The sequence below is a fragment of the Actinoplanes sp. NPDC051388 genome (genome assembly GCF_055586225.1).
Map to the genome: position 1 here is coordinate 629626 of NZ_JBVJIP010000002.1, position 24983 is coordinate 654608.

General features: G+C 70.6%; 26 protein-coding genes. 18 read left to right on the top strand and 8 right to left on the bottom strand.

What is annotated here, in order from left to right; genetic code table 11:
- Window positions 1-22: 22 nt before the first annotated feature.
- The 4 genes from ACZ6TI_RS07205 (at window position 23) to ACZ6TI_RS07220 (ending at window position 5872) form a co-directional block, all read left to right on the top strand.
- Window positions 23-781: a type III pantothenate kinase gene (locus tag ACZ6TI_RS07205; RefSeq protein ID WP_465344081.1), complete on the top strand. Its 759-nt coding sequence runs from the start codon at window positions 23-25 to the stop codon at window positions 779-781.
- Window positions 782-1038: 257 nt separating this feature from the next.
- Window positions 1039-2493, top strand: a complete 1455-nt coding sequence (gene lysS, locus ACZ6TI_RS07210; protein WP_465344308.1) for a lysine--tRNA ligase — start codon at window positions 1039-1041, stop codon at window positions 2491-2493.
- Between the two features lie 148 nt (window positions 2494-2641).
- Window positions 2642-2995, top strand: a complete 354-nt coding sequence (locus ACZ6TI_RS07215) for a histone-like nucleoid-structuring protein Lsr2 (protein WP_465344082.1) — start codon at window positions 2642-2644, stop codon at window positions 2993-2995.
- A 351-nt stretch (window positions 2996-3346) separates the two neighbouring features.
- A complete protein-coding gene (locus ACZ6TI_RS07220) occupies window positions 3347-5872 on the top strand; it encodes an ATP-dependent Clp protease ATP-binding subunit (protein WP_465344083.1) in 2526 nt (841 codons plus the stop codon).
- Window positions 5873-5920: 48 nt separating this feature from the next.
- Here ACZ6TI_RS07220 and ACZ6TI_RS07225 read toward each other — a convergent pair whose 3' ends face one another.
- A complete protein-coding gene (locus ACZ6TI_RS07225; protein ID WP_465344084.1) occupies window positions 5921-6790 on the bottom strand; it encodes an HhH-GPD family protein in 870 nt (289 codons plus the stop codon).
- 21 nt (window positions 6791-6811) lie between these two features.
- On the opposite strand from ACZ6TI_RS07225, the gene ACZ6TI_RS07230 reads away from it, so the two are divergent.
- The 5 genes from ACZ6TI_RS07230 (at window position 6812) to ACZ6TI_RS07250 (ending at window position 10164) form a co-directional block, all read left to right on the top strand.
- On the top strand, window positions 6812-7324 hold the full coding sequence (locus tag ACZ6TI_RS07230) for a glycine cleavage system transcriptional repressor (RefSeq protein WP_465344085.1): 513 nt from the start codon (window positions 6812-6814) through the stop codon (window positions 7322-7324).
- A gap of 26 nt (window positions 7325-7350) precedes the next feature.
- Entirely contained in the window at window positions 7351-7869 is a 519-nt protein-coding gene (locus ACZ6TI_RS07235) for a peptide deformylase (RefSeq protein WP_465344309.1), read from the top strand.
- A 71-nt stretch (window positions 7870-7940) separates the two neighbouring features.
- Window positions 7941-8714 carry an adhesin gene (locus tag ACZ6TI_RS07240; protein WP_465344086.1) on the top strand — a complete coding sequence of 258 codons (774 nt, stop codon included), beginning with the start codon at window positions 7941-7943 and terminating at the stop codon, window positions 8712-8714.
- 40 nt (window positions 8715-8754) lie between these two features.
- Window positions 8755-9483, top strand: a complete 729-nt coding sequence (locus ACZ6TI_RS07245; RefSeq protein ID WP_465344087.1) for a class I SAM-dependent DNA methyltransferase — start codon at window positions 8755-8757, stop codon at window positions 9481-9483.
- A 138-nt stretch (window positions 9484-9621) separates the two neighbouring features.
- Window positions 9622-10164: a hypothetical protein gene (locus tag ACZ6TI_RS07250; protein ID WP_465344088.1), complete on the top strand. Its 543-nt coding sequence runs from the start codon at window positions 9622-9624 to the stop codon at window positions 10162-10164.
- Window positions 10165-10364: 200 nt separating this feature from the next.
- On the opposite strand, the gene disA is transcribed toward ACZ6TI_RS07250, so the two are convergent.
- The 4 genes from disA to ACZ6TI_RS07270 all read right to left on the bottom strand — a co-directional run bounded on the left by disA (window position 10365) and on the right by ACZ6TI_RS07270 (window position 14752).
- A complete protein-coding gene (gene disA, locus ACZ6TI_RS07255; protein ID WP_465344089.1) occupies window positions 10365-11552 on the bottom strand; it encodes a DNA integrity scanning diadenylate cyclase DisA in 1188 nt (395 codons plus the stop codon).
- An 83-nt stretch (window positions 11553-11635) separates the two neighbouring features.
- Window positions 11636-13054, bottom strand: a complete 1419-nt coding sequence (gene radA / locus ACZ6TI_RS07260; RefSeq protein WP_465344090.1) for a DNA repair protein RadA — start codon at window positions 13052-13054, stop codon at window positions 11636-11638.
- Window positions 13055-13091: 37 nt separating this feature from the next.
- The gene (locus ACZ6TI_RS07265) at window positions 13092-13835 is read right to left on the bottom strand and encodes a hypothetical protein (protein ID WP_465344091.1); all 744 of its coding nucleotides are present in this window, start codon (window positions 13833-13835) and stop codon (window positions 13092-13094) included.
- 89 nt (window positions 13836-13924) lie between these two features.
- The gene (locus tag ACZ6TI_RS07270) at window positions 13925-14752 is read right to left on the bottom strand and encodes a UbiA family prenyltransferase (protein ID WP_465344092.1); all 828 of its coding nucleotides are present in this window, start codon (window positions 14750-14752) and stop codon (window positions 13925-13927) included.
- A 46-nt stretch (window positions 14753-14798) separates the two neighbouring features.
- Here ACZ6TI_RS07270 and ACZ6TI_RS07275 point away from each other — a divergent pair, with 46 nt between their 5' ends.
- From ACZ6TI_RS07275 to ACZ6TI_RS07290, 4 genes are read left to right on the top strand one after another with little or no spacing between them, the layout of a single operon-like run.
- Window positions 14799-15521 (top strand): methyltransferase domain-containing protein, encoded by a 723-nt coding sequence (locus ACZ6TI_RS07275; protein WP_465344093.1) that lies wholly within the window; start codon window positions 14799-14801, stop codon window positions 15519-15521.
- Window positions 15518-16672 carry an acyl-CoA dehydrogenase family protein gene (locus ACZ6TI_RS07280; protein WP_465344094.1) on the top strand — a complete coding sequence of 385 codons (1155 nt, stop codon included), beginning with the start codon at window positions 15518-15520 and terminating at the stop codon, window positions 16670-16672. The genes ACZ6TI_RS07275 and ACZ6TI_RS07280 overlap by 4 nt, the downstream gene beginning before the upstream one ends.
- Window positions 16673-16692: 20 nt before the next feature.
- On the top strand, window positions 16693-17754 hold the full coding sequence (locus tag ACZ6TI_RS07285) for a type III polyketide synthase (protein ID WP_465344095.1): 1062 nt from the start codon (window positions 16693-16695) through the stop codon (window positions 17752-17754).
- Window positions 17751-18209 (top strand): DUF6023 family protein, encoded by a 459-nt coding sequence (locus ACZ6TI_RS07290; protein WP_465344096.1) that lies wholly within the window; start codon window positions 17751-17753, stop codon window positions 18207-18209. The genes ACZ6TI_RS07285 and ACZ6TI_RS07290 overlap by 4 nt, the downstream gene beginning before the upstream one ends.
- Window positions 18210-18238: 29 nt before the next feature.
- On the opposite strand, the gene ACZ6TI_RS07295 is transcribed toward ACZ6TI_RS07290, so the two are convergent.
- Entirely contained in the window at window positions 18239-19006 is a 768-nt protein-coding gene (locus ACZ6TI_RS07295; RefSeq protein ID WP_465344097.1) for a hypothetical protein, read from the bottom strand.
- Window positions 19007-19338: 332 nt separating this feature from the next.
- Here ACZ6TI_RS07295 and ACZ6TI_RS07300 point away from each other — a divergent pair, with 332 nt between their 5' ends.
- The gene (locus ACZ6TI_RS07300) at window positions 19339-19824 is read left to right on the top strand and encodes a CarD family transcriptional regulator (protein WP_184988251.1); all 486 of its coding nucleotides are present in this window, start codon (window positions 19339-19341) and stop codon (window positions 19822-19824) included.
- 45 nt (window positions 19825-19869) lie between these two features.
- Complete coding sequence (ispD, locus tag ACZ6TI_RS07305) at window positions 19870-20562, top strand: 2-C-methyl-D-erythritol 4-phosphate cytidylyltransferase (RefSeq protein ID WP_465344098.1); 693 nt, start codon at window positions 19870-19872, stop codon at window positions 20560-20562.
- 20 nt (window positions 20563-20582) lie between these two features.
- On the opposite strand, the gene ACZ6TI_RS07310 is transcribed toward ispD, so the two are convergent.
- A complete protein-coding gene (locus ACZ6TI_RS07310) occupies window positions 20583-21080 on the bottom strand; it encodes a pyridoxamine 5'-phosphate oxidase family protein (RefSeq protein WP_465344099.1) in 498 nt (165 codons plus the stop codon).
- A 133-nt stretch (window positions 21081-21213) separates the two neighbouring features.
- Here ACZ6TI_RS07310 and ispF point away from each other — a divergent pair, with 133 nt between their 5' ends.
- Window positions 21214-21669 (top strand): 2-C-methyl-D-erythritol 2,4-cyclodiphosphate synthase, encoded by a 456-nt coding sequence (gene ispF / locus ACZ6TI_RS07315; protein WP_465344310.1) that lies wholly within the window; start codon window positions 21214-21216, stop codon window positions 21667-21669.
- A 187-nt stretch (window positions 21670-21856) separates the two neighbouring features.
- Window positions 21857-23095 (top strand): tetratricopeptide repeat protein, encoded by a 1239-nt coding sequence (locus ACZ6TI_RS07320; protein ID WP_465344100.1) that lies wholly within the window; start codon window positions 21857-21859, stop codon window positions 23093-23095.
- 121 nt (window positions 23096-23216) lie between these two features.
- Here ACZ6TI_RS07320 and ACZ6TI_RS07325 read toward each other — a convergent pair whose 3' ends face one another.
- The gene (locus tag ACZ6TI_RS07325) at window positions 23217-24362 is read right to left on the bottom strand and encodes an ROK family transcriptional regulator (RefSeq protein ID WP_465344101.1); all 1146 of its coding nucleotides are present in this window, start codon (window positions 24360-24362) and stop codon (window positions 23217-23219) included.
- Between the two features lie 208 nt (window positions 24363-24570).
- On the opposite strand from ACZ6TI_RS07325, the gene ACZ6TI_RS07330 reads away from it, so the two are divergent.
- Window positions 24571-24983: ricin-type beta-trefoil lectin domain protein (locus tag ACZ6TI_RS07330; RefSeq protein WP_465344102.1), on the top strand; the 413-nt coding region annotated here is incomplete at its 3' end.

Genomic DNA, 24983 nt, shown 5'->3' on the forward strand with positions numbered 1-24983 from the left:
GACCTTGATTGAAGGAAGTCCCGTGCTGCTCTGTATCGATATCGGGAACACGAACACCGTCCTCGCCACCTTCGACGGGGACAAGCTGGTGCACAACTGGCGGGTCAAGACCGATGCGCGGTCGACGGCGGACGAGCTGGGGCTGATGTTCCGGGGACTGCTCGCCGGGGACGCGGTGGAGATCACCGGGGTCGCGGCCTGCTCGACCGTGCCCGCCGCGCTGCGCAGTCTGCGCACCATGCTGGCGCGTTACTACGGGGATCTGCCCAACGTGGTGGTCGAGCCGGGCGTCAAGACCGGCGTGCAGCTCGCCATCGACAACCCCAAGGAGGTCGGCGCCGACCGGGTGGTCAACACGCTCGCCGCGCACACCCTCTATGGCGGACCGTCGATCGTGGTCGACTTCGGCACCACCACCAACTTCGACGTGATCAGCGCCAAGGGTGAGTTCCTCGGCGGGGCGTTCGCGCCGGGCATCGAGATCTCCTTCGACGCGCTCGCCGCGCGGGCCGCCCAGCTGCGCAAGGTCGAGCCGGCCCAGCCACGGTCGGTGATCGGCAAGAACACCGTGGAGTGCCTGCAGTCCGGCATGTACTTCGGCTTCGCCGGCCAGGTGGACCGGATCGTCGAGCGGATGATCGAGGAGATCGGGCCGGTGCGGGCGGTGATCGCCACCGGCGGCCTGGCCGGACTGGTCAAGGAGGAGTGCCACACGATCACGGCCTACGAGCCGATGATCACGCTGATCGGGTTGCGGATGGTCTACGAGCGGAACCTATAGACCGTGTCCTGTCGATCAAGAGGGGCTGCGGCGTGGCCCAGCCGCCGTCTGGCCGCACGTCACGAACACCCAGATACAACCCCGGTATCTGGGCGCCCGCGCCGCACACCCAGACGACACCTGGACCTCGCCTCGCACCCGCTTGATCGACAGGACACGGTCTAGGCTTTTCGGACCATCTTCCGCACACAGAAAGTCGTGACGTGACTCAGCAGAGCGTGCCCGCACCCGACCCGGCCGAGGATCTTCCCGAGCAGATGCGGATCCGCCGGGCCAAGCGCGACCGGATGCTGGCCGACGGCGTTCCGCCCTACCCGGTGGCCGTTCCGCGCACCGCCACGCTGGCCGAGGTCCGCACGAAGCATGCCGATCTGGCTATCGACACGGCCAGCGGTGACAACGTCGCGGTGGCCGGCCGGGTGATCTTCATCCGCAACGGCGGCAAGTTGTGCTTCGCAACCCTGCGCGACGGCGACGGCACCGAGCTGCAGGCCATGTTCTCGCTGGACCGGGTGGGCCCCGAGGCGCTGGAGGAGTGGAAGCGGGTCGTCGACCTGGGCGATCTGGTGTCGGTCAGCGGCGAGGTGATCACCAGCCGGCGCGGTGAGCTGTCCGTGCTGGCCGATTCCTGGGTGATGAGCGCCAAGGCGCTGCGCCCGCTGCCGGTCGCGCACAAGCCGCTCTCCGAGGAGACCCGGGTGCGGCAGCGGTACGTCGATCTGATCGTCCGGCCGCAGGCGCGAGACGTGGTTCGCACCCGGGCCACCACGGTGCGGAGTCTCCGCGAGTCGCTGTTCCAGCGCAATTATCTCGAAGTGGAGACGCCGATGTTGCAGTTGCTGCACGGCGGCGCCACTGCCCGACCATTTGTGACGCACAGCAACGCGCTCGACATAGATCTCTATCTGCGGATCGCGCCGGAGCTTTTCTTGAAGCGCGCGGTGGTCGGCGGGATCGACCGGGTCTTCGAGATCAATCGAAACTTCCGAAATGAAGGGATGGACAGCTCCCACTCCCCGGAGTTCGCGATGCTCGAAGCCTACGAAGCGTATGCGGACTACAACGTGATGCAGCGGCTGACCCGAGAGTTGGTGCAGGAAGCGGCGATCGCCACCGCCGGATCGACCGTGGTGACGCACTATGACGGAACGGAACTGGAGCTCGGTGGCGAGTGGCCATCGGTGACGTTGTTCGGTTCTCTGTCCGCTGCGCTGGGTGAGGAAGTGACCATCGAGACGGATCTCGCGCAACTGCAGGCGCATGCCGAAAAGGTCGACCTCTCGGTGGACCCCGAGTGGAACGCCGGGAAGCTCGCCGAGGAACTGTTCGAACATCTCGTTCAGCACACCCTGCGGGCGCCCACGTTCGTCCGCGACTACCCGGAACAGACGTCGCCGCTGACCCGCGCGCACCGCGAGACGCCCGGCCTGGCCGAGAAGTGGGACCTGTACGTGCTCGGCTTCGAGCTCGGCACCGGCTATTCCGAACTGGTCGACCCGGTGGTGCAGCGGGACCGGCTGGTGGCACAGGCCCGGCTCGCGGCCGGCGGAGATGCCGAGGCGATGGCGATGGACGAGGATTTCCTTCGTGCCATGGAGTACGGAATGCCCCCGGCCGGCGGCATCGGAATGGGAATCGACCGGCTGTTGATGGCGCTCACCGGTCTGGGGATTCGGGAAACGATCCTGTTTCCGTTGGTCCGCCCGGAGTAACGGCCTACTCCCGGTAAGCCTCCGGGCAGGGAAGGCCGGGCAGAAATCAGGTTATCCGCCACCCTGCATTGACGCCCGGCGCACGCCGCGCGTTATTGTTCACGAGAAAGTCGCGGTGCGAACCTGGTGCTCGGAAGGATAACTGCGCGTGGCCAAGCAGATCATTCACAAGCTGGTCGATGACCTCGACGGTGGTGACGCCGAGGAGACCGTCAAGTTCGCCCTCGACGGCATTCAGTACGAGATCGACCTGTCCGACAAGAACGCCGCGAAATTGCGCGACGTGTTCGCCCCTTATGTCGCGCACGGCGCAAAGGTCGCGCGCGGTGGTGTCGTGGTGGGCGGCCGGGCCGCTCGCGGCCGCGGTGGCGCCACTGCCGACCGGGAGCAGAACAAGGCGATTCGCGAGTGGGCGAAGAAGAGCGGGTACGACATCTCCGACCGGGGCCGGATCCCGCAGGAGATCGTCGACGAGTTCCACGCGAAGGGTCCGGGGCGCTAGCCGGCCGGCTCGAGCGATGAGGGTCCGTGGCGCGCGAGCGTCCCGGACCCTCGTGCTTTTCGCGCGGCCTTCGGTCCAGGTGAGTACCGTTATCCACAGGAGTGGACAACGTTGTCCACAGGCTGTGGACGGGGGTCCCGATTTCGCTGTGCGCGTACTCCCCAGACTGGGGGAACACCTGTTGAGCGTGCGAAGTTGGGGAGAGCATCGTCGCCAGGAGTCCCGAACGAGCCGGTGAGGCCCCAGCAGGACGGTCCGGCGGCGATAGAGTTACAGCACGGGCATCACCGATGCCCGTGCGCTGGCCCCGCCAGTTCATATTGGCGCACGGCACGTGAGGAGCACGAGGGCATGTTCGAGCGGTTCACCGACCGAGCGCGACGGGTTGTCGTCCTGGCCCAAGAAGAGGCCCGGATGCTCAACCACAACTACATCGGGACAGAGCACATCCTGCTCGGCCTGATCCACGAGGGCGAGGGTGTCGCCGCCAAGGCTCTGGAGAGCCTGGGCATCTCCCTCGAGGGGGTCCGGCAGCAGGTCGAGGAAATCATCGGCCAGGGTCAGCAGGCGCCGAGCGGGCACATCCCGTTCACGCCGCGCGCCAAGAAGGTGCTGGAGCTTTCGCTGCGCGAGGCGCTTCAGCTGGGCCACAACTACATCGGCACGGAGCACATCCTGCTCGGGCTGATCCGTGAGGGCGAGGGCGTCGCCGCCCAGGTGCTGGTCAAGCTCGGCGCCGACCTCAACCGGGTCCGCCAGCAGGTGATTCAGCTGCTCTCGGGCTACCAGGGCAAGGAGCCGGCCGCGGCCGGCGCCGCTGCCGGCGAGGCCGCGCCGTCCACGTCGCTGGTCCTCGACCAGTTCGGGCGCAACCTCACCCAGGCCGCCCGCGAGGGCAAGCTCGACCCGGTCATCGGGCGGGAAAAGGAAATCGAGCGGGTCATGCAGGTGCTGTCCCGCCGCACCAAGAACAACCCGGTGCTGATCGGCGAGCCCGGCGTCGGCAAGACCGCCGTCGTCGAGGGGCTGTCGCAGTCCATCGTCAAGGGCGAGGTGCCCGAGACGCTCAAGGACAAGCAGCTCTACACGCTCGACCTGGGCGCGCTGGTGGCCGGCTCGCGTTACCGCGGTGACTTCGAGGAGCGCCTCAAGAAGGTGCTCAAGGAGATCCGCACCCGCGGCGACATCATCCTGTTCATCGACGAGATCCACACCCTGGTGGGTGCGGGTGCCGCCGAGGGCGCGATCGACGCCGCCTCGATCCTCAAGCCGATGCTGGCGCGAGGCGAGCTGCAGACCATCGGTGCGACCACCCTGGACGAGTACCGCAAGCACCTGGAGAAGGACGCCGCGCTCGAGCGCCGCTTCCAGCCCATCCAGGTGGGTGAGCCGTCGCTGGCCCACACCATCGAGATCCTCAAGGGTCTGCGCGACCGTTACGAGGCCCACCACCGGATCAGCATCACCGACGCCGCCCTGGTGGCCGCGGCGACGCTGGCCGACCGATACATCTCGGACCGCTTCCTGCCGGACAAGGCGATCGACCTGATCGACGAGGCCGGCGCCCGGATGCGCATCCGCCGGATGACCGCGCCGCCGGACCTCCGCGACTTCGACGAGCGCATCGCCCAGGTGCGGCGCGACAAGGAGTCCGCGATCGACGCGCAGGACTTCGAGCGGGCTGCCCAGCTGCGCGACAAGGAGAAGCAGCTGCTGGGCCAGAAGGCGCAGCGGGAAAAGGAGTGGAAGGCCGGCGACCTGGACGTGGTGTCCGAGGTCGACGACGAGCAGATCGCCGAGGTGCTGGGCAACTGGACCGGCATCCCGGTCTACAAGCTGACCGAGGAGGAGACCTCCCGGCTGCTCCGCATGGAGGATGAGCTGCACAAGCGGGTCATCGGCCAGGAGGACGCGGTCCAGGCGGTGTCCAAGGCGATCCGGCGCACCCGGGCCGGCCTGAAGGACCCGAAGCGGCCGTCCGGCTCGTTCATCTTCGCCGGCCCGTCCGGTGTCGGTAAGACCGAGCTGTCCAAGGCCCTCGCGGAGTTCCTGTTCGGCTCCGAGGACGCGCTGATCCAGCTGGACATGTCCGAGTTCCACGACCGTTACACGGTGTCCCGGCTCGTCGGTGCCCCGCCCGGTTACGTGGGTTACGACGAGGGTGGCCAGCTGACCGAGAAGGTGCGGCGTAAGCCGTTCTCGGTGGTGCTGTTCGACGAGATCGAGAAGGCCCACCCGGACGTGTTCAACACGCTGCTGCAGATCCTGGAGGACGGTCGGCTGACCGACGGTCAGGGTCGCATCGTGGACTTCAAGAACACGGTGATCATCCTGACCACCAACCTGGGCACGCGTGACGTGGCCAAGGCGGTGTCGCTGGGCTTCCAGGCCTCCGAGGCCGAGGAGTCGAACTACGAGCGGATGAAGCAGAAGGTCAACGACGAGCTGAAGAACCACTTCCGCCCCGAGTTCCTCAACCGCATCGACGACACGATCGTCTTCCACCAGCTTCGCCAGGACGAGATCCTGCAGATCGTCGACATCTTCGTGTCGCGCATCGAGACCCAGCTCAAGAACAAGGACATGGGTCTCGAGCTCACCGACACCGCGAAGAAGTACTTGGCGAACAAGGGCTTCGACCCGGTGCTGGGCGCCCGGCCGCTGCGCCGCACGATCCAGCGCGAGCTGGAGGACACGCTGTCCGAGCAGATCCTCTTCAACGAGCTGCGCCCCGGCCAGATCGTGGTGGTGGACTGCGAGGGCGACCCGGCGCTGATCGAGAAGTCCAAGCTCACCTTCACCGGAGCCGACCGTGGCTCCAACGTCCCGGACGCGGTGCCCGCCGACCTCGGCGCGGCCGCCACGACCGAGGAGTAAGCAAGCAGTTCTGCAGAGCGGCCCGGCGTTTATCGCGCCGGGCCGCTTTTACTTGTCGCCGGCCAGCACGAACTCTTCGCCGCGCGGCTCGACCAGGCCGTCCTCGACCAGCCCGGCCAGTGCTCTGGCCCGCTGCACCTCGTCGCTCCACACCACGTCGAGGCGCTGGCGGGGGACCGGGCCGGTGGCGTGCCGCAGCACCTCGAGCAGCAGGCCGCGCACCTGGCGGTCGGTGCCGGCGTAGCGCTGCGGTTTGCGGCTCGGGCCGTCCGGGAGCTTCGCCCCGCTCGCGCGCCACAGGCAGCTCTCCTCGACCGGGCAGATCAGGCATTTGGGCGAGCGGGCCGTGCAGACGATGGCGCCGAGCTCCATGAAGGCGATGCTGGCCCGCGCGGCCCTCTTTGTTTCCGCGGGCAGGAGATCCGCGACTGCCACGAGATCGGCGGCGGTGGTCGCCGGCCCGGCATCCGGCAACCCCTCGATCACCCGGGACACCACCCGCCGGACGTTCGTGTCCACGACCGGGTGACGCTGCCCGAAGGCGAAGGTGGCGACCGCCCGCGCGGTGTAGGTGCCGATGCCGGGCAGGGCGAGCAGCTCATCGAGGTCGGACGGGACCTGGCCGTCGTGCCGCGCGACCATCGCCACCGCGCACGCGTGCAGGCGCATCGCCCGGCGCGGATAACCCAGCCGGCCCCACATCCGGATCGCCTCGGCCGGCGGGTCCTGGGCCAGCGCGGACGGCGTGGGCCAGCGGTTCATCCAGGCGTGCCAGGCGGGCTCGACGCGTACGACCGGCGTCTGCTGGAGCATCACCTCGCTGACCAGCACGCCCCACGGCGTCGTCTCCGGCTGCCGCCACGGCAGATCTCGGGCATTAGCGTCATACCAGGCGATGGCGTTGTCGGCGAAGGTCATCAGGCCCTCTACTGTAGGCGTGTGCACGAGCTAGCCATCACCGTGATCGGCCCGGATCGCACCGGGATCGTGGCCGACGTCGCCGAAGTGCTGGCCGGCGCCGGCGCCAACCTCTCCGACTCCACCATGACCCGGCTGCGCGGACACTTCGCGATGACCCTGATCTGCACCGGTCCGTCCGCCGACGCCGTGGAGAAGGCGCTCGAGCCGCTCACCGCGGACGGGAAGCTGCTGTCCACCGTGCGCGCGGTGCAGCCCGAGACGGACGCCGCCGCGAACGGGGAGCCATACCTGGTCAGCGTGCACGGCGCCGACCGGCTCGGCATCGTGGCCGCGGTGACCCGGGTGGTCGCGGCGGTCGGCGGCAACATCACCGACCTGACGACCCGGCTGACCGGGCCGCTCTATGTGATCATCGCCGAGGTGGACCTGCCGCCGGACGCCGCCGACGAGCTGGCCCAGCAGCTCGGGGTCGCCGCTTCCGAGCTGGGGGTCGACGTCACTCTGCGGCGCGCCGAGTCGGAGATCCTGTGACCGATCCGCTCAACTGGAAGCCCGACATGCTCGGCGTGGAGGGCCGGGTGCTGCCGGTGGTGACCGCGCCGGCCGCCGTGCTCAGCGCCGTCGGGGCCGAGGTGGACCCGGCCGAGCCCGCGATCGTGCAGCTGGCGGCCGATCTGGTGGCCACCATGCAGGTGTCGCCGGGCTGCGTGGGGCTGGCCGCGCCGCAGGTCGGGGTCGGTGCGCAGGTGTTCGTCGTGGACGTCACGCAGCACCCGAAGACCGCGACCACACACGGCACGTTCGTGCTCTGCAACGCCCGCGTGGTGGAGGCGAGCCGCTGGCGGCCGGGCCGGGAGGGCTGCATGTCCGTGCCGGATCTGACCGGCGACGTGAAGCGCGCCGGCCGCATCGTGGTCGAGGCCGTCCTCCCCGGCACGGGTGAACAGGTGCGCCTGACGACTGACGCTTTCGAGGCGCGGGCGCTGCAACACGAGATCGATCACTGTGCCGGAAAGCTGTTCCTCGATCGGGTCGCCGGGGCGCACGCCATCTACCAGCGCAAGGTCTACCTATAAGCGAGGCGCTGTCGCGTACCTCGGCGCGTCGCGCTGGTTCGCCTCTCGCGTCGGCGTACGGTGACCCCATCATGCGATCGACGGTCGGTCCCCTTCCTCCCGCCGTTTACTGGCGGCGCCGAGCCGTGGTGCTGGGAGCACTGCTGCTCGTCGTCATCGTGTTCTTCGTCTCCTGCACCGGCGGTGACGACGACAAGAACAAGCGTGGCGCCACGGGCACCGGCGCGTCCCAGGGTGCGACCCCCGCGCCGTCGAGTTCCACGCCGGAGGAGGAGCCGTCCTTCACGGACGCGCTGCCCGGCGGACCGTCCCTGCCGGCGCCGGAAGATGTCGACCCGTCGGCGAACACGAATCCGAATCCGGTCCCCGGCACCAACCCGTCCGGCGGCACCGGCACCGGCACCGGGACCGGCACCGGCAACAACGCGAACGTGACCGCGCCGACCGACGGCACCTGCGCCGACCAGGAAGTCTCGGTGACCCCGCTGCCGGCCTCGGCCACGGTCAAGCGCGGCGCGCCGGTGGTGATCCGGCTCAAGATAAAGAACATCTCGACCCGGTCCTGCACGCGTGACCTCGGCGCCGGCGCCCAGGAGCTCTATCTCGACCAGGGCGCCCGCAAATACTGGTCGTCGGACACCTGCAGCGCCGACCGCAGCAGCAACCCGACCGCCATGCGTCCCGGCGCCGAGTACGAATACACGGTCACCTGGAACGGCCGCCAGACCAGCAAGTGCGAGGCCGCCCTGCCCGCCGGCCCGGCCCCGCCGCCCGGCCAGTTCGAGCTGCGCGGCCGCCTCGGCACCAAGGTCAGCGAACCGGTCGTCATCACCGTCGCCGCTTAATGCATCGCGGCCCGTCGCCGCGCCGTGCCACGATCTCGCGGTGACTTCACAGCTCTGGGGCGAGGACCGCGCGGCCGGTTACGACGAAGACGAGATGTTCAGCCCGGCCGCGGTCGACCCGGCCGTCGACTTCCTGGCCGCCCTGGCCACCGAGGGGCGGGCCCTGGAGTTCGCGATCGGCACCGGCCGGATCGGACTCCCGCTCAGCGCCCGCGGCGTCGCCGTCTCCGGCATCGACACCTCAGAGGCCATGCTCAACGTCCTGCGCGCAAAGCCCGGCGCCGACCAACTCGAGATCGTCACCGGCGACATGTCCACCGACCGCGTCGAGGGCGAGTTCGACCTCGTCTACCTGGTCTACAACACCATCTCGAACCTGCTAACCCAGCGCGCCCAGGTCGCCTGCTTCCGCAACGCCGCCCGCCACCTGCGCCCCGGCGGTCATTTCGTCATCGAGCTCCAGGTCCCCGACCTGCGCCTGCTCCCTCCCGGCGCGGTCGCCGTCCCCTTCACGGTCGCCGCCGACCGGGTCGGTTTCGACACCTACGACCTGCTGACCCAGCGTCTGACCTCCCACCACTACCGCATCACCGAGGGCAAGGCGAGCGTCGTCCACTCCGAACACCGCTATGCCTGGCCCGCCGAGCTGGATCTGATGGCCGAGCTGGCCGGCCTGACCCTCGCCGAACGCTGGGCCGACTGGACCAGAGCGGAGTTCACCGCCGACAGCCCGTCGCACGTCTCGGTCTGGCGCAAATCAAACCCATGATCGGGTACGCCGAACACAAAGCCCCGCCACCCCAGCCGGCCAGGCGCCCCTCGAGGCCGTAGCGCCCGCATCCGCCCCGGCGGGACTTCCATCTACCTTCCATGGATCGCGTTCGATCGGACCGTCACCATTGAGGCTGTGCCGGCCTACGACGACTACACGCGATCGGCGGCGGGCCCCGGATTCGGAACCGTCCTGGTGCTCGTCTCGGTCATCTGCACCCTGGCCTATTGCCATGTGAGCCAGGATCCGACGGCGGGCCTGGGCTACGGCTCCGGCGACCGGCCGGAGGAGATGCGCTACTCCCTGTGCTCCGCGGAGACCGGTCCTTGCCCGCCAACCGGCTTCAAGTGGCAGATCCCCGCCGCCGGCGCGATCTCGACACGGTTCAACCTGGACGACCCCGAACGCACCGAACTGTCGGGCGCAATGGAGCTGCACGCGTCGTCGTTCGTCGACAACCAGGCCCGCGACTGCGCGGCGGTCATCGCTTGGTCGATCGAGGCAGAGGGCCGGCCGGTGACCGGGGACACGCTGCCGGCCGGAGACCGTGACCAGCCGGTCGCCGGAGCTCCGCCGCCCGGCGCGAAGGTCATCACCCTGACGGCACGGCGGACGGACGCCGAGCCCTGCCCGGCCACCTTCCAATGGACCTACGCAAAACTGACCGAGGCCGACTGACGCAGCGCCGCCTTCCCGGCCCAGCGGAAGTCCAGGCCCTCAGGCCGCCGATCGTCTCCGCCCCGGACTGGATGATCCAGTAGTCGCGGTTCAGCTCCGTGCCGGCGAACGCGGGCCGGAAAACCCAACCCCACATGGCGCCGTGGAAGTCCTGGAAAGCCTCGACCGCGGGGGTCTCGATCTCCCACCAGACGATCCGGTCAGACATACCGCTCGAGGATGGAGGCCTCGGCCAGCCGGGAGAGGCCCTCGCGCACGCCCCGGGCCCGCGCGTCCCCCACACCCTCCACCGCCTGCAGATCCTCCACCGTGGCCCCCAGCAGGCGCTGCAGGCTGCCGAAATGGTCGACCAGCCGGTCGACGATCGGCGCCGGCAGTCGCGGCACCTTGGCCAGCAGGCGGAAGCCACGCGGGCTCACCGCCGCGTCCAGCGCGTCCGTCGCCGCCGGGTAACCGATCGCCTTGGCCACCGCGACCAGGTCGATCATCTCGGTGGCGGTGAGCAGATCGAGTTCGACCAGCGCCTCGTCGAGCGTGCGCGACTTGCGGCCGGTCGGCAGGTAGTCGCGGATCACCAGCGTGCGGTCCGAGTCGACGCCGGCCATCAGCTCGTCGAGTTGCAGTGCCAGCAGGCGGCCGTCGGTGCCCAGCTCCACCACGTAGCCCGAGATCTCGTCGGCGATCCGGCGGACCATCTCGAGGCGCTGCACCACGGCCACCGCGTCGCGGACCGTGACCAGGTCCTCGATCTCGAGCGCGGACAGCGTGCCGGACACCTCGTCGAGCCGCAGCTTGTATCGCTCCAGCGTGGCCAATGCCTGGTTGGCCCGGGACAGGATGGCGGCCGAGTCGTCGAGGACGTGGCGTTGGCCGTTCACATAGAGCCCGATGATCCGCATCGACTGGCTCACCGAGATGACCGGGAAGCCGGACTGCTTGGCCACCCGCTCGGCGGTGCGGTGCCGGGTGCCGGACTCCTCGGACGGGATGCCCGGGTCGGGCATCAGATGCACGGCCGCGCGGACGATGCGGGTGCCGTCGCTGGACAGCACCACCGCGCCGTCCATCTTGCACAGCTCGCGCAGCCGGGTCGCGGAGAACTCGACGTCGAGCGGGAAGCCGCCGGTGCAGATCGCCTCGACGACCGCATCGTGCCCGAGAACGATCAGCGCGCCGGTGCGCCCGCGGAGGATCCGCTCGAGCCCGTCGCGCAACGCCGTGCCCGGCGCCATCAGCGCGAGATTGGCCCGCAACGGGTCGCCGCTGACTCCGCCGCCGGTCAAACCGGCCGCTGTCGGCACCGATCCGCGGGGCGCGGAACCATTCACGCCCGGACGCGGCGCACTGTTGGGCACGGCGGGCTTGGATGGATCACGCTCGAGCGGCACCGGTACATTCTACGGACTGTCATCCAGGTCAACGAGGCGCGGTGCAAGGAATGCTCCGTAGCGTGATGATCTGTGACTCAATGTCACCGGCTCGCGGAGGCCTTGGCGGCCGCCTGCAACGCGCTGCGCAAGTCGCCGACCTCGATCACGTCCATGCCGCGCGGCACTCCGCCGGTCGCGTCGGCGCCGCAGCCCGGCGGCACCAGCGCGGTGCGGAAGCCCAGCCGCGCCGCCTCGGCCAGCCGGCGCCCGACCGCGCCCACCCGGCGGATCTCGCCGGTCAGCCCCACCTCACCGATCGCCACGAGGTGTGGCGCCATCGCCAGATCGAGCCCGCCGGAGGCCACGGCCAGCGCCATCGCCAGGTCGGCGGACGGCTCGATCAGCCGGATGCCGCCGACGGTGGCGGCGAACACCTCGCGGTTGTAGAGCTTCAGCTGCTTGGTGCGGCGCTCGAGGACGGCGAGCACCATGGCCAGTCGCGCGCTGTCGAGACCCGACACGGTGCGCCGCGGCGAACCCTGCACCTCGGCGCCGATCAGCGCCTGCACCTCGGTCACCAGCGCGCGCCGGCCCTCCATGGCGACCGTCACACAGGTGCCGGGCACCGGCTCCTGATAACGCGTGAGGAAGAGCCCGCTCGGGTCGGCCAGGCTGGTGATGCCGCCCTCGTGCATCTCGAAGCAGCCCACCTCGTCGGCGGCGCCGTAACGGTTCTTCACCCCGCGCACCAGCCGCAGCGAGGAGTGCTTGTCGCCCTCGAAGTGCAGCACCACGTCGACCAGGTGCTCGAGCACGCGGGGACCGGCCACCTGACCGTCTTTGGTCACGTGACCGACGAGCACGGTGGCGATGCCCCGCTCTTTCGCCACGCTGACGATGGCCGCGGTGACCGCGCGCACCTGGGTCACGCCACCGGGCACGCCCTCCTGGCCCTGGGTCGAGATGGTCTGCACCGAGTCGAGCACCAGCAGGCCCGGCTTGACCGCGTCGAGATGCCCGAGCACCGCGCCCAGGTCACTCTCGGACGCCAGAAAGAGCCTTTCGTCGAGCGCGCCCAGGCGCTCGGCCCGCAGCCGCACCTGGCTCACCGACTCCTCGCCGCTGACCACGAGGGACGGTGTGCCGGCGCCGACCGCCCACTGCTGGGCCACATCGAGCAGCAGGGTCGATTTGCCCACCCCGGGCTCGCCGGCCAGCAGCACCACCGCGCCGGGCACCAGGCCGCCGCCGAGCACTCGGTCGAGCTCGCTGACGCCGGTCGGCACCGCCTTGGCCGGGGCCGCGCTGATCTGCGCGATCGGGCGGGCCGGCTCGGACGGGAGGCGGGAGCTGACCACGCGGCCGGACACCATCGGACCGGTCACCGTGGACTCGATCACCGAGCCCCACTCGTTGCACTCCGGACAGCGGCCCAGCCACTTGGGCGGCTGATGACCGCAGGCGTCGCAGACGAAGGCCGGCTTGGGCGCCCTGGTCGAAGTGGTGCGGGAACTCGTCACCGGCACAAGTTAGCCGCCGGGTATGACAGAACCCGCGTCACTCGCCCTCGGACTCGTGGTTCTCACCCTCGATCGCCGAGCCGCGAGGCGCCGGCGAGAACGGGGTGCCGGTCGGCGCGGCCAAGGTCAGCGACGGCGCGCCGTTGCTGAACTCGAAGATCAGGTTGGCCGACATGCCCGGGGCCAGCCGGCCGGAGAGGCCCACCAGCTGCAACTGCTGCGGGTCGCCGGGCAGGAAGGACGCGTAGCTCATCGGGGCGATGGTGATCCGGGCCGGCTGCAGCTGCGGCTCGGCGGGCGCGGCCGACTCGGACGGAGCCGCCGCCGACGGATCGGGGTCACCGGACGGCTGGTTCTCCGGCGTCTCGGTGTCCGGCGTGGCCGGCGGGCGGCTGCCGGACGGCTCCGGCGCTGCGCTCGGCGACGCCGCGGACGCGCCACCGGACAACCCGACCTGGCGGGCCGACACGACCTGCGCGGAGCCGCCCTGGGCGGGCGCGCTGCTGATGTCGACCGTGATCTCGGACGTGGTCTTGTTGAAGATGGCCACCTCGAGCGGCGCGTTTTCGCTCGACACGTAACCCTCGGGGCCGTTGTAGACGACCTGCAGGTTGCGGATCGCGACACTGCCGTCGGCGGTGTCCGCGTTGACGCCCGAGTTGGACGGTCGCTTGAGTGCGGTCTCGGCGACCTGGCCGGCACTGCATGCGGTCAACGCGAGCGCGGCGACCGTGGCGAGCCCCGCGGTCAGCGCGGCGCGGCGGGCACCTGACAGGCGCATCTTCAGCCTCCAACGTCGGACAGTGGCTTTGGTCAGCCTAGAGGGCGGTGATCCGGCCCGTGCGGCGACCCGGCCAATACCCCTCACCGCTAAACCCCACTCCCGCTGAAGACCAGCAGCAGCACGTCGATCAGGGCCACCACGATCACCGCGCGGAACATCGCCACCGGTCGGCCGGTCGCTTTCCGCGCCGCGTACCAGCCGAGGGGAAGGACCACGACGGCGGCCGCGATCGCCGCCCAGCCGGCCCACGACGGCGGTCCGGCGGGCCCGAAGACCAGCGCGAGGGTCGCGCCCAGCAGAAGCGTCCCGGCGGCGATCTGGGACCAGCCCGCGCCGAGCCGATGCGGCAGGCCACGCACGCCGGTCGCGGCGTCGTCGGCCAGGTCGGGCAGCACATTGGCGAAGTGCGCGCCGCCACCGAGCAGCGCGCCCGCGGCGACCAGCCAGGCCGGCGGCGCGGGATGCCCGGGCAGCGCCACCACCACGAAGGCCGGGAGCAGCCCGAACGCCACCAGATAGGGCACGATCGAGAACGCGGTGGATTTCAGCGGCCAGTCATAGAGCAGCGCGAACACCCCGACCAGCGTGATGCACACCGTCGCCGCCCAGCCGAACGGCAGCCCCAGGAACGGGATCAGAAGCGAGGAGATCAAACCCGCGATCCCGACGGTACGCCGGGAGACGGCGCCCGCCGCGACAGGTTTGTCGGTGCGCCCGGCCACCCGATCCCGATCCGCATCGAGCCAGTCGTTGACCCAGCCCACCGCCAGCTGGGTGGCGGCCACCGCGGCCGCGACCCCGAGGATCGCCCAGCCACGATGGCCCACCCCCACCGCGAGCAGGGTCATCGCCAGGGTCACCGCGCCGCCCGGCTCGGGGTGCGCGGACTTCAGCAGGGCCAGAGCGCGGGACATGAGAGCAGTGTGGTGGTTGTGACGTCCGCATGCCACGCTCGATCACATGCGTCTGCGCCCGCGCAACGACCCGAGACAGTACGACGACCTGGCCGGGGAGTGGTGGCGGCCGGGTGGGACGTTCGAGATTCTGCACTGGCTGGCGGCGGCGCGCGGGGCGCTCGTACCCGAAGCCTCTCGATCCGGCGCCGTTCTGGTCGATGCGGGCTGCGGCGCCGGGCTGCTGGCCCCGCATGTGCGCCGCCTCGGTTACCTGCACGTGGGCATCGACCTGCGGAAATCCGGTCTGGAGCAGTCCGCCGGGCGGGGCGTGACCCCGGTCCGCGGCGACGTGACCGCCCTGCCGCTGGCCGAGGCCTGTGCCGACGTCGTGGTGGCCGGCGAGATCCTCGAGCACGTCGCCGACCTGCCGGGCACGGTCGCCGAGCTGTCCCGGGTGCTGCGGCCCGGCGGCACGGTGGTGCTGGACACGGTCAATCGCACCGCGCTGGGCCGGTTCATCACGGTCACCGCGGGGGAGGCGCTCCGGATCGCCCCGATCGGCCTTCATGATCCAGCGCTCTTCGTGGATCCGGGCGAACTGACCGGTCAGTTCGCCCGGCACGGCATCAAGCTTCGGGTCAGGGGTATCCGTCCGACCGTGGGCGGAATGCTGCGCTGGCTGGCGCCGGTTCGGAAGCCGGTCAGCGGATGGCCGCTCGGCCGGGTGGTGCCGACCTTTTCCAAGGCGGTGCTCTATCAGGGCCTCGGGACGAAGGAGCTTGCATGATCGACGAGGCCCGGCGGCTGGCGCCCCGGTTCGCGGCCCGTGCCGAGGCACACGACCGGGCCGGCGTCTTCCCGTCCGAGGACTTCGAGGACCTGCGGCGGGCCGGTCTGTTCGGGCTGATGGTGCCGAGCCGGCTGGGCGGGGCCGGCGCGAGCTTCTCCGAGTACGCCGCCGTCGCGTACGAGCTGGCCCGAGGCAACGGCGCCACCGCCCTGATCTTCAACATGCACGCCTCGGTGACCGGCGCCCTGGCCGCGGTGAGCGACGAGCTCGCCGACGCCCTCGGCCTCCCACCCTCCGCCCTGGATGCCCGCGACGGCTACCTGGCCGCGGCCGCCAAGGGCAGCTGGTACGCGGTGGCGATGAGCGAACGCGGCGCCGGCTCCCGGCTCTCCCAGATCACCACCGCCTACGAACCGGTCGACGGCGGCTTCCACATCAAGGGCAGCAAGACGTTCTGCTCGGGCGCCGGGCACGCCGACGGTTACCTGGTCGCGGCCCGCAAGGGCGACGACCCGGCACAGGTCAGTCAGTTCCTGGTGCCGCCCGGCGACGGCCTGCGGGTGGAGCAGACCTGGGACGCGCTGGGCATGCGCGCCACCGGCTCCAACGACCTGCACCTGGACGTGACGGTGCCGACCGGCGCGCTGCTCGGCGGGGTGGAGGGGCTGGCGCTGGTGGTCGCCCAGCTGGCGCCGCACTGGATGGTGGCCAGTTACGCCGCGGTCTACACCGGTGTGGCACGGGCCGCGGTCGATGCGGCGGTCGAGCACGTCGCCGCGCGCAAGCTGGGGCATCTGCCCGCCGTACGGGCCCGGATCGGCCGGGCCGACGCGCAGGTGGCGGCGGCCCACCTCGCGGTCATGGAAGCCGCCCGCCGGGTCGACGAGCAGCCCGGCGAGGACGAGACCAACCGGTGGGTCTGGCGAGCGAAGTTGCTGGCCGGGACCACGGCGGCCGAGGTGGCGGCCTCGATGCTGGAGGCGGCCGGCACCAGCGCGATGCGGCGCGGCCATCCGCTGGAACGGCTCTATCGCGACGCCCGCGCGGGTTCGCTGCAACCGGCGACCTCGGACGTCTGCGCGGACTGGCTGGGTGTGGCCGCCATCGGGGGCGATCCGGATTCCGAGGGGTCGGCCCCGCGCTGGTAAAAGCCTGGGGAGGCAGAAACGTGGACAGGACCGCTTCGATTGCCGGGATCGGCACCGCCTTTCCGCCATCGGCGGCGCAGGACGACCTCTGGTCGGGCTTCTTCGCGCGGCATTACACCGGCGGCCGGATCGGGCTGGCCCAGCGGATCTTCGCGAACTCCGGGGTGAAGACCCGGCAGGCGGCGGTCAGCCCGCTGCTCGAAGACGTCTCGGACTGGTCCACCGAGCGCCGGATGCGCCGCTACCAGGTCGAGGCCGTGCCGCTCGGAAAGGAAGCGGTCGAGCGGGCGCTGACCGACGCCGGGATCACCGCCGGCCAGGTGGGTCTGTTCGCGGTCTGCTCGTGCACCGGATATGCCACGCCGGGGCTGGACATCCTGCTGGCCCGTGACCTAGGCATGTCACCGAACGTGCAGCGCCTCTTCGTCGGCCACATGGGCTGTTACGCCGCGTTGCCGGGGCTGGGCACCGTCGCCGACTTCGTCGTCGCCCGGGATCGCCCCGGCCTGCTGCTCTGCGCCGAGCTGACCAGCCTGCACATGCAACCGTCGAGCGCCCGCGCGGACATCCAGCAGATCGTCTCGCACGCGCTCTTCTCGGACGCGGCGGCCGCCGTCGTGGTCACTCCGGGTTCTTCCGGGTACGCGATCCGCGAGATCGCCGCGGTCACCGATGCGACCACCGCCGGGCACATGACGTGGGAGGTCACCGACCTGGGCTTCCGGATGGGTCTGTCACCACAGGTGCCGTCGGTGCTGGCGTTGCACGTCCGCAAGCTGGTCGACGACCTGCTGGCCCGGCACGGCCTGACGGTCGCCGACGTGGACGGCTGGGCGGTCCACCCGGGCGGCCCCAAGATCCTGGACGTGGTCGAGGAACAACTGGACCTGCCGGCCGGCGCCCTCGAGGAGTCCCGGTCGGTGCTCTCCGACTGCGGCAACTGCTCGTCACCGACCGTCCTGTTGGTCTTCGAAGCGCTCCGCCGTCGCGCCCGCCCACCCGCGCGCGTGGTGATGCTCGCCTTCGGTCCCGGCCTGACCCTCTACGGCGCCCTGCTGGAAGGCCCTACAGTTGCGGCGTGACCGAGGAGCGCAGCCGCGGCGTGCTGCTTTACACGTGCGCCGCGATCGTGCTCGTCGTCGGTGGCGTCTGGTTCGTGCGCGCGGCGCCGCAGACCGGCGCCGACCCGCGGGTGCCGCAGTGGCGTGAGACGGTCGAGCGGCTGGTGCCCGACGAGCCGCTGCTGGGCATGTCCGAGTCGATCGTGCTCACCAGTGACACCACCACCGAGCGCACCTCCGAGGTCGACGGCGGATCCTTCGCGCTGACCGTGATCTGTGCCGGCACCGGGCAGGTGCGGGTGCGGCTGAGCACCACCGGCACCGACTCCGGCCGCGCCGTGCCGTGCTCCGACGCCCCCGAGCCGCAGGTGCTGCGGGTGGCGCTGGCCGACCAGTTCTATATGAAGGTCTCGGCCGAGGACGACGACGCGGGCGCGGTCTTCCGCTGGCGGCTGGAACGCGCCCGGCGGTACTGACCTTTCTTTCGAGCCCGTTTTCGTTTTCGCTAGAGCCGGGCCAGGTCGGCTCTGATCGGCTCGATCGACGCCGTGCGGATCTCAGTGCGGATGATCTCGCCGCCGCGGTTGACCAGCACGGCTGCCGCGGTGCCGTCCGGCGCCGCCAGCTTGAGGTGTTTGCGCAGCTCACTCGTCGGATCGCGGAGCTCGCGCACGGTCTTGCCCTGCGCCTGCGGGGTCGCGCCGGTGGGCGGTGTGGTGCCGGCCCGCGGCTTTTCCGAGGTCACCGTCACGACCGCGATCTCCGGGCGCACCGCGTCGATCGCCGCCCGGACCAGGCTCGTGCAGTCGCAGCCGTCCACGAGCAGGATCACCGCCGGTAGCTGACCACGGAGCGCGACCGCCTGGCCGTCCGGCCCGGTGAGCTCGAGCGCCGGAAGCGTGTCGCCACGATCGTCGGTGCTGTTTGCTGTGCGCTGGGTGGCCGGCGAGCGGGACGGGCCGGGCCAGGCCGACGCGAAGAGGCTCGCCACCGTCACGAGCAGCGCCATCGAGATGATCAGCACCGGGGCGCGGACACCGGAGCTCGCGATCCGGCGCAGCCGGCGCATGCCGGGGCGCGCCGCGAAGCGCTCCCACCGGCTGTGCGGAGCCGACACGGCCAGTTCGGCCTGCACGGCCCTGACCTCGTCATCAAGCTCGGAAAGGTCGTCCGGGATGACGATGACGCCCCACTCGTCGGGCAACTCGGGCAGGTCGTCAGATTGACCGCCGTCATTCGGCCATTCGCCGCCGTTGTCACTCAAGCTGCCCACGTGTCACCCTCCCCCCACACCGACCCAGAAGCGTCGTACGAGGACTTAGGGCTAGCCTCCCTCACGCCGAGCCGGACCGCCAGTAGTGTTCGTTTCCCGACCCGAGCGATAAGCTTGACCTCGCATAGACGCCAGTTCCGACATTTACGACTCGATCGCCAGAGTCGTGACGCTGTGCTCACGCTGAGTGACTGAGACAGCTCGCGGCCCGCATGTCAAGCGGGAGAAAGGCCCGTCACAGGGCCCCTGAGCTGCACTAACAGTCACGGGCAGGGTGAGACATCGCTGCCTGAGCGTGTTACCCTAGACACAGCGAAAGGGGTTTCGAACCTATGGTTTTCAGTGTCGGCGAGACCGTTGTTTACCCCCATCACGGGGCCGCACTCATCGAGGCAATCGAGACTAGAACTATCAAGGGCGTGGAAAAGCTGTACCTCGTCCTGCGGGTCGCCCAGGGCGACCTGACGGTCCGCGTGCCCGCTGAGAACGCCGAGATCGTCGGCGTGCGTGAAGTGGTCGGCGAGGAAGGCCTGGGCAAGGTCTTCGACGTCCTCCGCGCACCGCACACCGAGGAGCCGACCAACTGGTCGCGGCGTTACAAGGCCAATCTCGAGAAGCTTGCCTCCGGTAACCCGCTCAAGGTTGCCGAAGTCGTTCGTGACCTCTGGCGTCGTGAGCGTGAGCGCGGACTCTCGGCCGGGGAGAAGCGCATGCTCGCCAAGGCCCGCGACATCCTCGTCGGTGAGGTGGCCCTCGCCGAGAAGAGCACGAAGGACGAGGCGGAAGTCCTCCTCGACAAGGTGCTGACCGAGGCTTGAGTCGACCACCCATCCCTCACGGCAACATCTGAGAAGGACCGCGACGTGACCGCGCAGCTCAATGCTCGGGGTGACGTCGCGGTCCTCGTTCCTGCGGCCGGCGCCGGGGTGCGACTGGGTCCTGGTGGCCCAAAGGCGCTCCGGCTTTTGGCTGGAGAACCGCTGTTGGTCCATGCGGTCCGCCGGGTGGCGGCCGCTTCTTCGGTACGCCTCATCGTGGTCGCCGCCCCCGCCGCGGAGGTGTCGGCGGTGCGCGAGCTGCTCGCTCCCGTGGCGCCGGTGATCGTGGTGGCCGGCGGCGCCGAGCGGCAGGAGTCCGTGGCGCTCGCGCTGGCGGCGATCCCCGCGGACATCGGCATCGTCCTCGTGCACGACGCCGCCCGCGCCCTGACGCCGCCCGCCCTGATCGAGTCGGTGGCGGCCGCGGTCCGGGCCGGCCATCCCGCGGTGATCCCGGTGCTGCCGGTGGTGGACACGATCAAAGAGGTCGGCCCGGAAGCCGTCGTGCTCGGCACGGTGGACCGGTCCGTCTTGCGGATCGTGCAAACTCCGCAGGGCTTCCGGCACGACGTGCTGGCCACGGCACACGCGGCGGCCGCCGGCGCGCTGACCGATGACGCCGGGCTGGCCGAGAAGGCCGGGGTGCCGGTCACCTGCATCCCCGGCTCCGAGCTCGCCCTCAAGATCACTCGTCCGCTCGATCTGGTCCTGGCCGAGGCCCTGCTGCACCTAGCCTGACCTGCTCCGCTTGTCCTGACCTACTGCCCCTGTCCTGACTTCGCGGCCAGGTCCAGCAGGAACTGCGGCATCCGGCCGGCGCCGAAATCGTAGAAGCGTGCCCAGGTCGGCGTGATCGCGATGCGTGCCATCTGCGGATACATCGCGCGGACGTTCTTCTCGAACTCGGCGGCCGCGTCGCCCATGTTCTTGCGGGCGGCGGCGAGGTATTCCGGGACCACGCCATCGACGATCTCGATGTCGGCGCGGCCGCGGATCGAGAGGCAGCGCGCATCCCCTGGGGTGTCGCCGCCTTCGACGGTCAGGGCGACGTCCGGGCGGGCGGACAGGGCGGCCGCCTTGGGTGCGGTCGTGGCGGTCGAGACCACGAACTGTTCGCCGGTCCAGAAGAAGCCGACCGGCACCACCCGCGGCGTTCCGTCCTTGCCGTTGTAGGCGAGTCGGGCGAGCGAGGCGGTGGCGAGCAGGTCCTGCGCGCCGGTCACGGCCAGCTCATCCTCGATCTCCTGGCGATTCATGATGGTTCTCCTTCGGGTCTGGTGGCGACCGTCGTGGCCGCGCTCGCATCAGGGACGAAGCCGGCCGCGCTTCCTCGACATTGTTCTCGGCGGAATCTCATAGGGTGTCGGGGTGATCTTTCCGCGGGTCGGCATGGGAACGGATGTGCACGCGTTCGCGGACGGACAGGAGTGCTGGGTCGCCGGCCTGCACTGGCCGGACCAGGCCGGGCTGTCCGGACATTCCGACGGCGATGTGGCCGCGCACGCCGCCTGCGACGCGCTGTTCAGCGCGGCCGGACTCGGCGACCTGGGCAGCAATTTCGGCACCGACCGGCCGGAGTGGGCGGGCGCTTCCGGGGTGACCCTGCTCGCCGAGGCCGCCCGCCGGCTCGACGCGGCCGGTTTCCAGGTGCTCAACGTGTCCGTGCAGGTGATCGGCAATCGCCCGAAGATCGGCCCGCGCCGTGACGAGGCGCAGCAGCTGTTGTCGGCCGCGGCGGGCGCGCCGGTCACGGTTTCCGCGACCACCACCGATGGGCTCGGCCTGACCGGCCGGGGTGAGGGCTTGGCGGCCACCGCCGTCGCGCTGGTCCTCCCTCGGGCTTAAGACTTCGGCCGCGACGGGACCGTTGCGTTGCCGCTCTGCCTACCTGTGCGCAACGGCGCGACGGGACGGTTGCGTTGCTGCTCTGCCTACCTATCCGCAACACCCCGGGGTGGGGTTGATTCATGGTGGGCGTTCGGTGGCTTGACCCGGGCGGGGTGTTTTCAGGTGGGTCACCTACGCTCGGGGCGTGAGCGCCACGCCGTCTGAGCCGGAGACCACGCCCGAGGAGTACCGCCAGCGGGCGCTGCTCTTTGCGGGCCTTGGGCGCTATGACGACGCGGCGAGTGAGATCGCGGCCGGGCTCGGCGAGACGCCGGCGGATGCGAGTCTGCTGGCCACGCTGGCGCGGGTGCATCTCGCCGCCGAGCAGCCGGTCGAGGCTCTGGTCGCGGCCGATCGCGCGGTCGGGGCGTGCGTCGATCCGGGCGGCACCCGGGTCGAGCCCTCGTCGTCGGAGCTCGGGGCGCTGGTCGTGCGGGCGATGGCGCTCACCGACAACCGGCGGTTCGGCGAAGCGGCCCGGGTGGCGGCGGACATTCTGCTGAAGTGGCCGTCCGACCCGTACGCACAACGGACCGGAGCCGCCCTCCTGAGTGAGGCGCGCAACGGCCAGGACGCGCTCAACGCCGCGTGGAACGGCGTGCGGGTCGCGCCCACCGAGGCCGAGGCGCACCTGGTCCTCGCCGTGGTGGCCGCGCGGCTGCGGCTGTTCGATCTGGCGCAGCGGGCCTATTCCGAGGCGCTCGACCTCGATCAGCACATCGCCGACGCGCAGCGGGACGTCGGCATCGTGCACCTGGAACGCCGCCGCTGGGCTCTTGCCCTGGAGGAGCTGGCCGACGAAGCGGCGCTCGCGGCCGGCGTCACCCCGGACGCCCCGGACTCGACGCCGGACGACCAGCCGCCTGTGGATTTGCCGCGTGCCTACCCGGCGCCGGACCGCCCGGAACCGGAACCGACCGCCTACGACCCGACGGTGGCCGTCACCGGCGACGTCTGGAACGAGCCGGCGCCGGTGAGCCGCCCGGCCGGCCCGGTGCTCGACCCGGCCGAGGACTCCGCCGAGGGTGTTCGTCAGGCCGTTCTCTATGGCAGCAACGGCGTGCTGGTCGCGGCTCTGCTAACCGCGCTGATGGCGACGGCGAGTGCCGGCGCGTCCCGGGTCTGGGCGGGCCTGATCAGCGCGATCCTCTTCACCGCCGTGCTGGCCTGGCTGTCCCGCCGGCTGACCGAGCCGACCGCCACCGCCCTGACCCGGCTGCGCGCCGGCGACCGCCGGCTGGCCGTCGCGGCCTATGCGACCTTTGTGGCTCCACTGTTCATTCTGGGTTACGCCTTGATCGGCGGGCTGATCCCGCTGATCGCGGCGATGGTGGTGGCGGCGGCCGCGGAGATCTTGGTCCTAAGCAGACGGCGTTCCGCTTGACCAGCCGGATCAGGCTGATCCCGCTGATCGCGGCGATGGTGGTGGTGGCGGCCGCGGAGATCCTGGTCCTAAGCAGACGGCGTTCCGCCTGATCAGCAGGATCGGGGCTTTGAAACAGGTCCTAGGCGTCGGTGATCTTGGAGAGCAGGCAGTCGCGGATCGTGGTCAGGCCTGCGTCCATCGCGCCCAGCAGCACGGCGTCGTCGTCCAGCGCGGTCAGTTCGATGGCCGCCTGCAGTGACGCGTTGCGGGCCATCGCCGCGGACACCGCTTCGCGCAGCGGCTCGCCGCCGGCCTGGGCCACCTCGCCGGCCAGCACCACCAGCCGTGGGTCCAGCACCGCGATCACGGCCGCCAGGCCCACCGACACCCGGTCGGCCAGCTGGGTGAAGAACTCCGCGTGCTGCGCCGGGTCCTCGCCCGCCCGGGCCACCGCCTCGGGCGGTGTCGCGCCGGGGATGCCGTGCTCGCGGGCCAGCGCCAGCACCGCCGCGCCGCCGACCAGGTCCTGCAACGCGATCTTGCTGTGGCCGGCCGAATCCGGGGCGTACAAAGGCATGTAGCCGATCTCGCCGGCGCCGCCGCGGGCGCCGCGCATCAGGGCGCCGCCGATGTCGATCGCCAGGCCCAGGCCGTCCTGGCCGAGCCAGAGCAGCGCGAAGCCGTCGACCTCGCGGGCCACCCCGCGGCGCCGCTCGGCGATCGCGGCCAGGTTCACGTCGTTGTCCACGTCCACCCGGGTGCCGAGCCGGGCGGCGATCTCCGGCACCAGGCCGGTGCGCCCGAATCCGGGCACCTCGACGTGGTGGATGGTCTCGGTGCGCGAGTCGTAGGAACCGGCGACGCCGAGCTGCACCTGGTGGATGCGGGTGGCCGGTGCGCCGGTCTCGCTGCGCAGCTTGGCCACCACGTCGGCGATCGCGGTCACCGGGTCGGTGCGGAGGAAGTCGACACGGGACTCGACGCGGGCGCGTACGGCGCCGGTCAGGTCGGAGATCGCGGCGGCGAGGGCGGGCGCACCGGAGGCGCCGATGTCACGGACGGAGACCGCGGCGGTCCAGGCGGCGTCCGGATTCGCGGAGTAGACCTCGGCGTTCGGGCCCGGGCGGCCGCTGTTGTGCCCGACCACGGAGACCAGGCCGGCGCCCACCAGCCGGCGCAACACCTCGGAGATGGTGGGTGTGGACAGTGCGGTGAGCCGGCGGAGGTCGGCGCGGGTCAGCATGCCCGGGTCGAGCAGATGCGCGAACGCGGCACTCTCGTTCATGGCCCGGAGCAGCTTCGACGAACCTGCTGGTCGCGACAACGCTGTTCCCCCGGGGCGGCGAATTGGGTGATGAGTTGTCACGGAACGTAGGCGGACGCGGCATCGGTGTCAAGCTATGCGGTCAGTTCAAAGACATCGAAGTTGGGGAATTGATAAATCTACTTAACTGACATAGCGTGACGGCTCCCCACATGTGTGAAGGAGCCTCATGTCCATCCCCAGGGCCGCGTTCGCGGTCGCCGCAGGCCTGCTGCTCACTTCAGCCGCCGTCACCGTCAGCCTGATGCCCGCGGTCGCGGCGGCCGCCGGGCCGATCACCGGACTGGCCGGCAAATGCGTCGACGTGGCCGGCAGCGCCACGGTCAACGGCACCCCCGTCCAGCTCTATGACTGCAACGGCACCGGCGCACAGGTCTGGACCGTCGGCGACGACCTGCGGGCGCTGGGCAAGTGCCTCGACGTCACCGCGGCGGGCACCGCCAACGGCACCAAGATCCAGCTGTACGACTGCAACGGCACCGGCGCGCAGGTCTGGACCGTCGGCGACGACCTGCGGGCGCTGGGCAAGTGCCTCGACGTCACCGCGGCGGGCACCGCCAACGGCACCAAGATCCAGCTGTA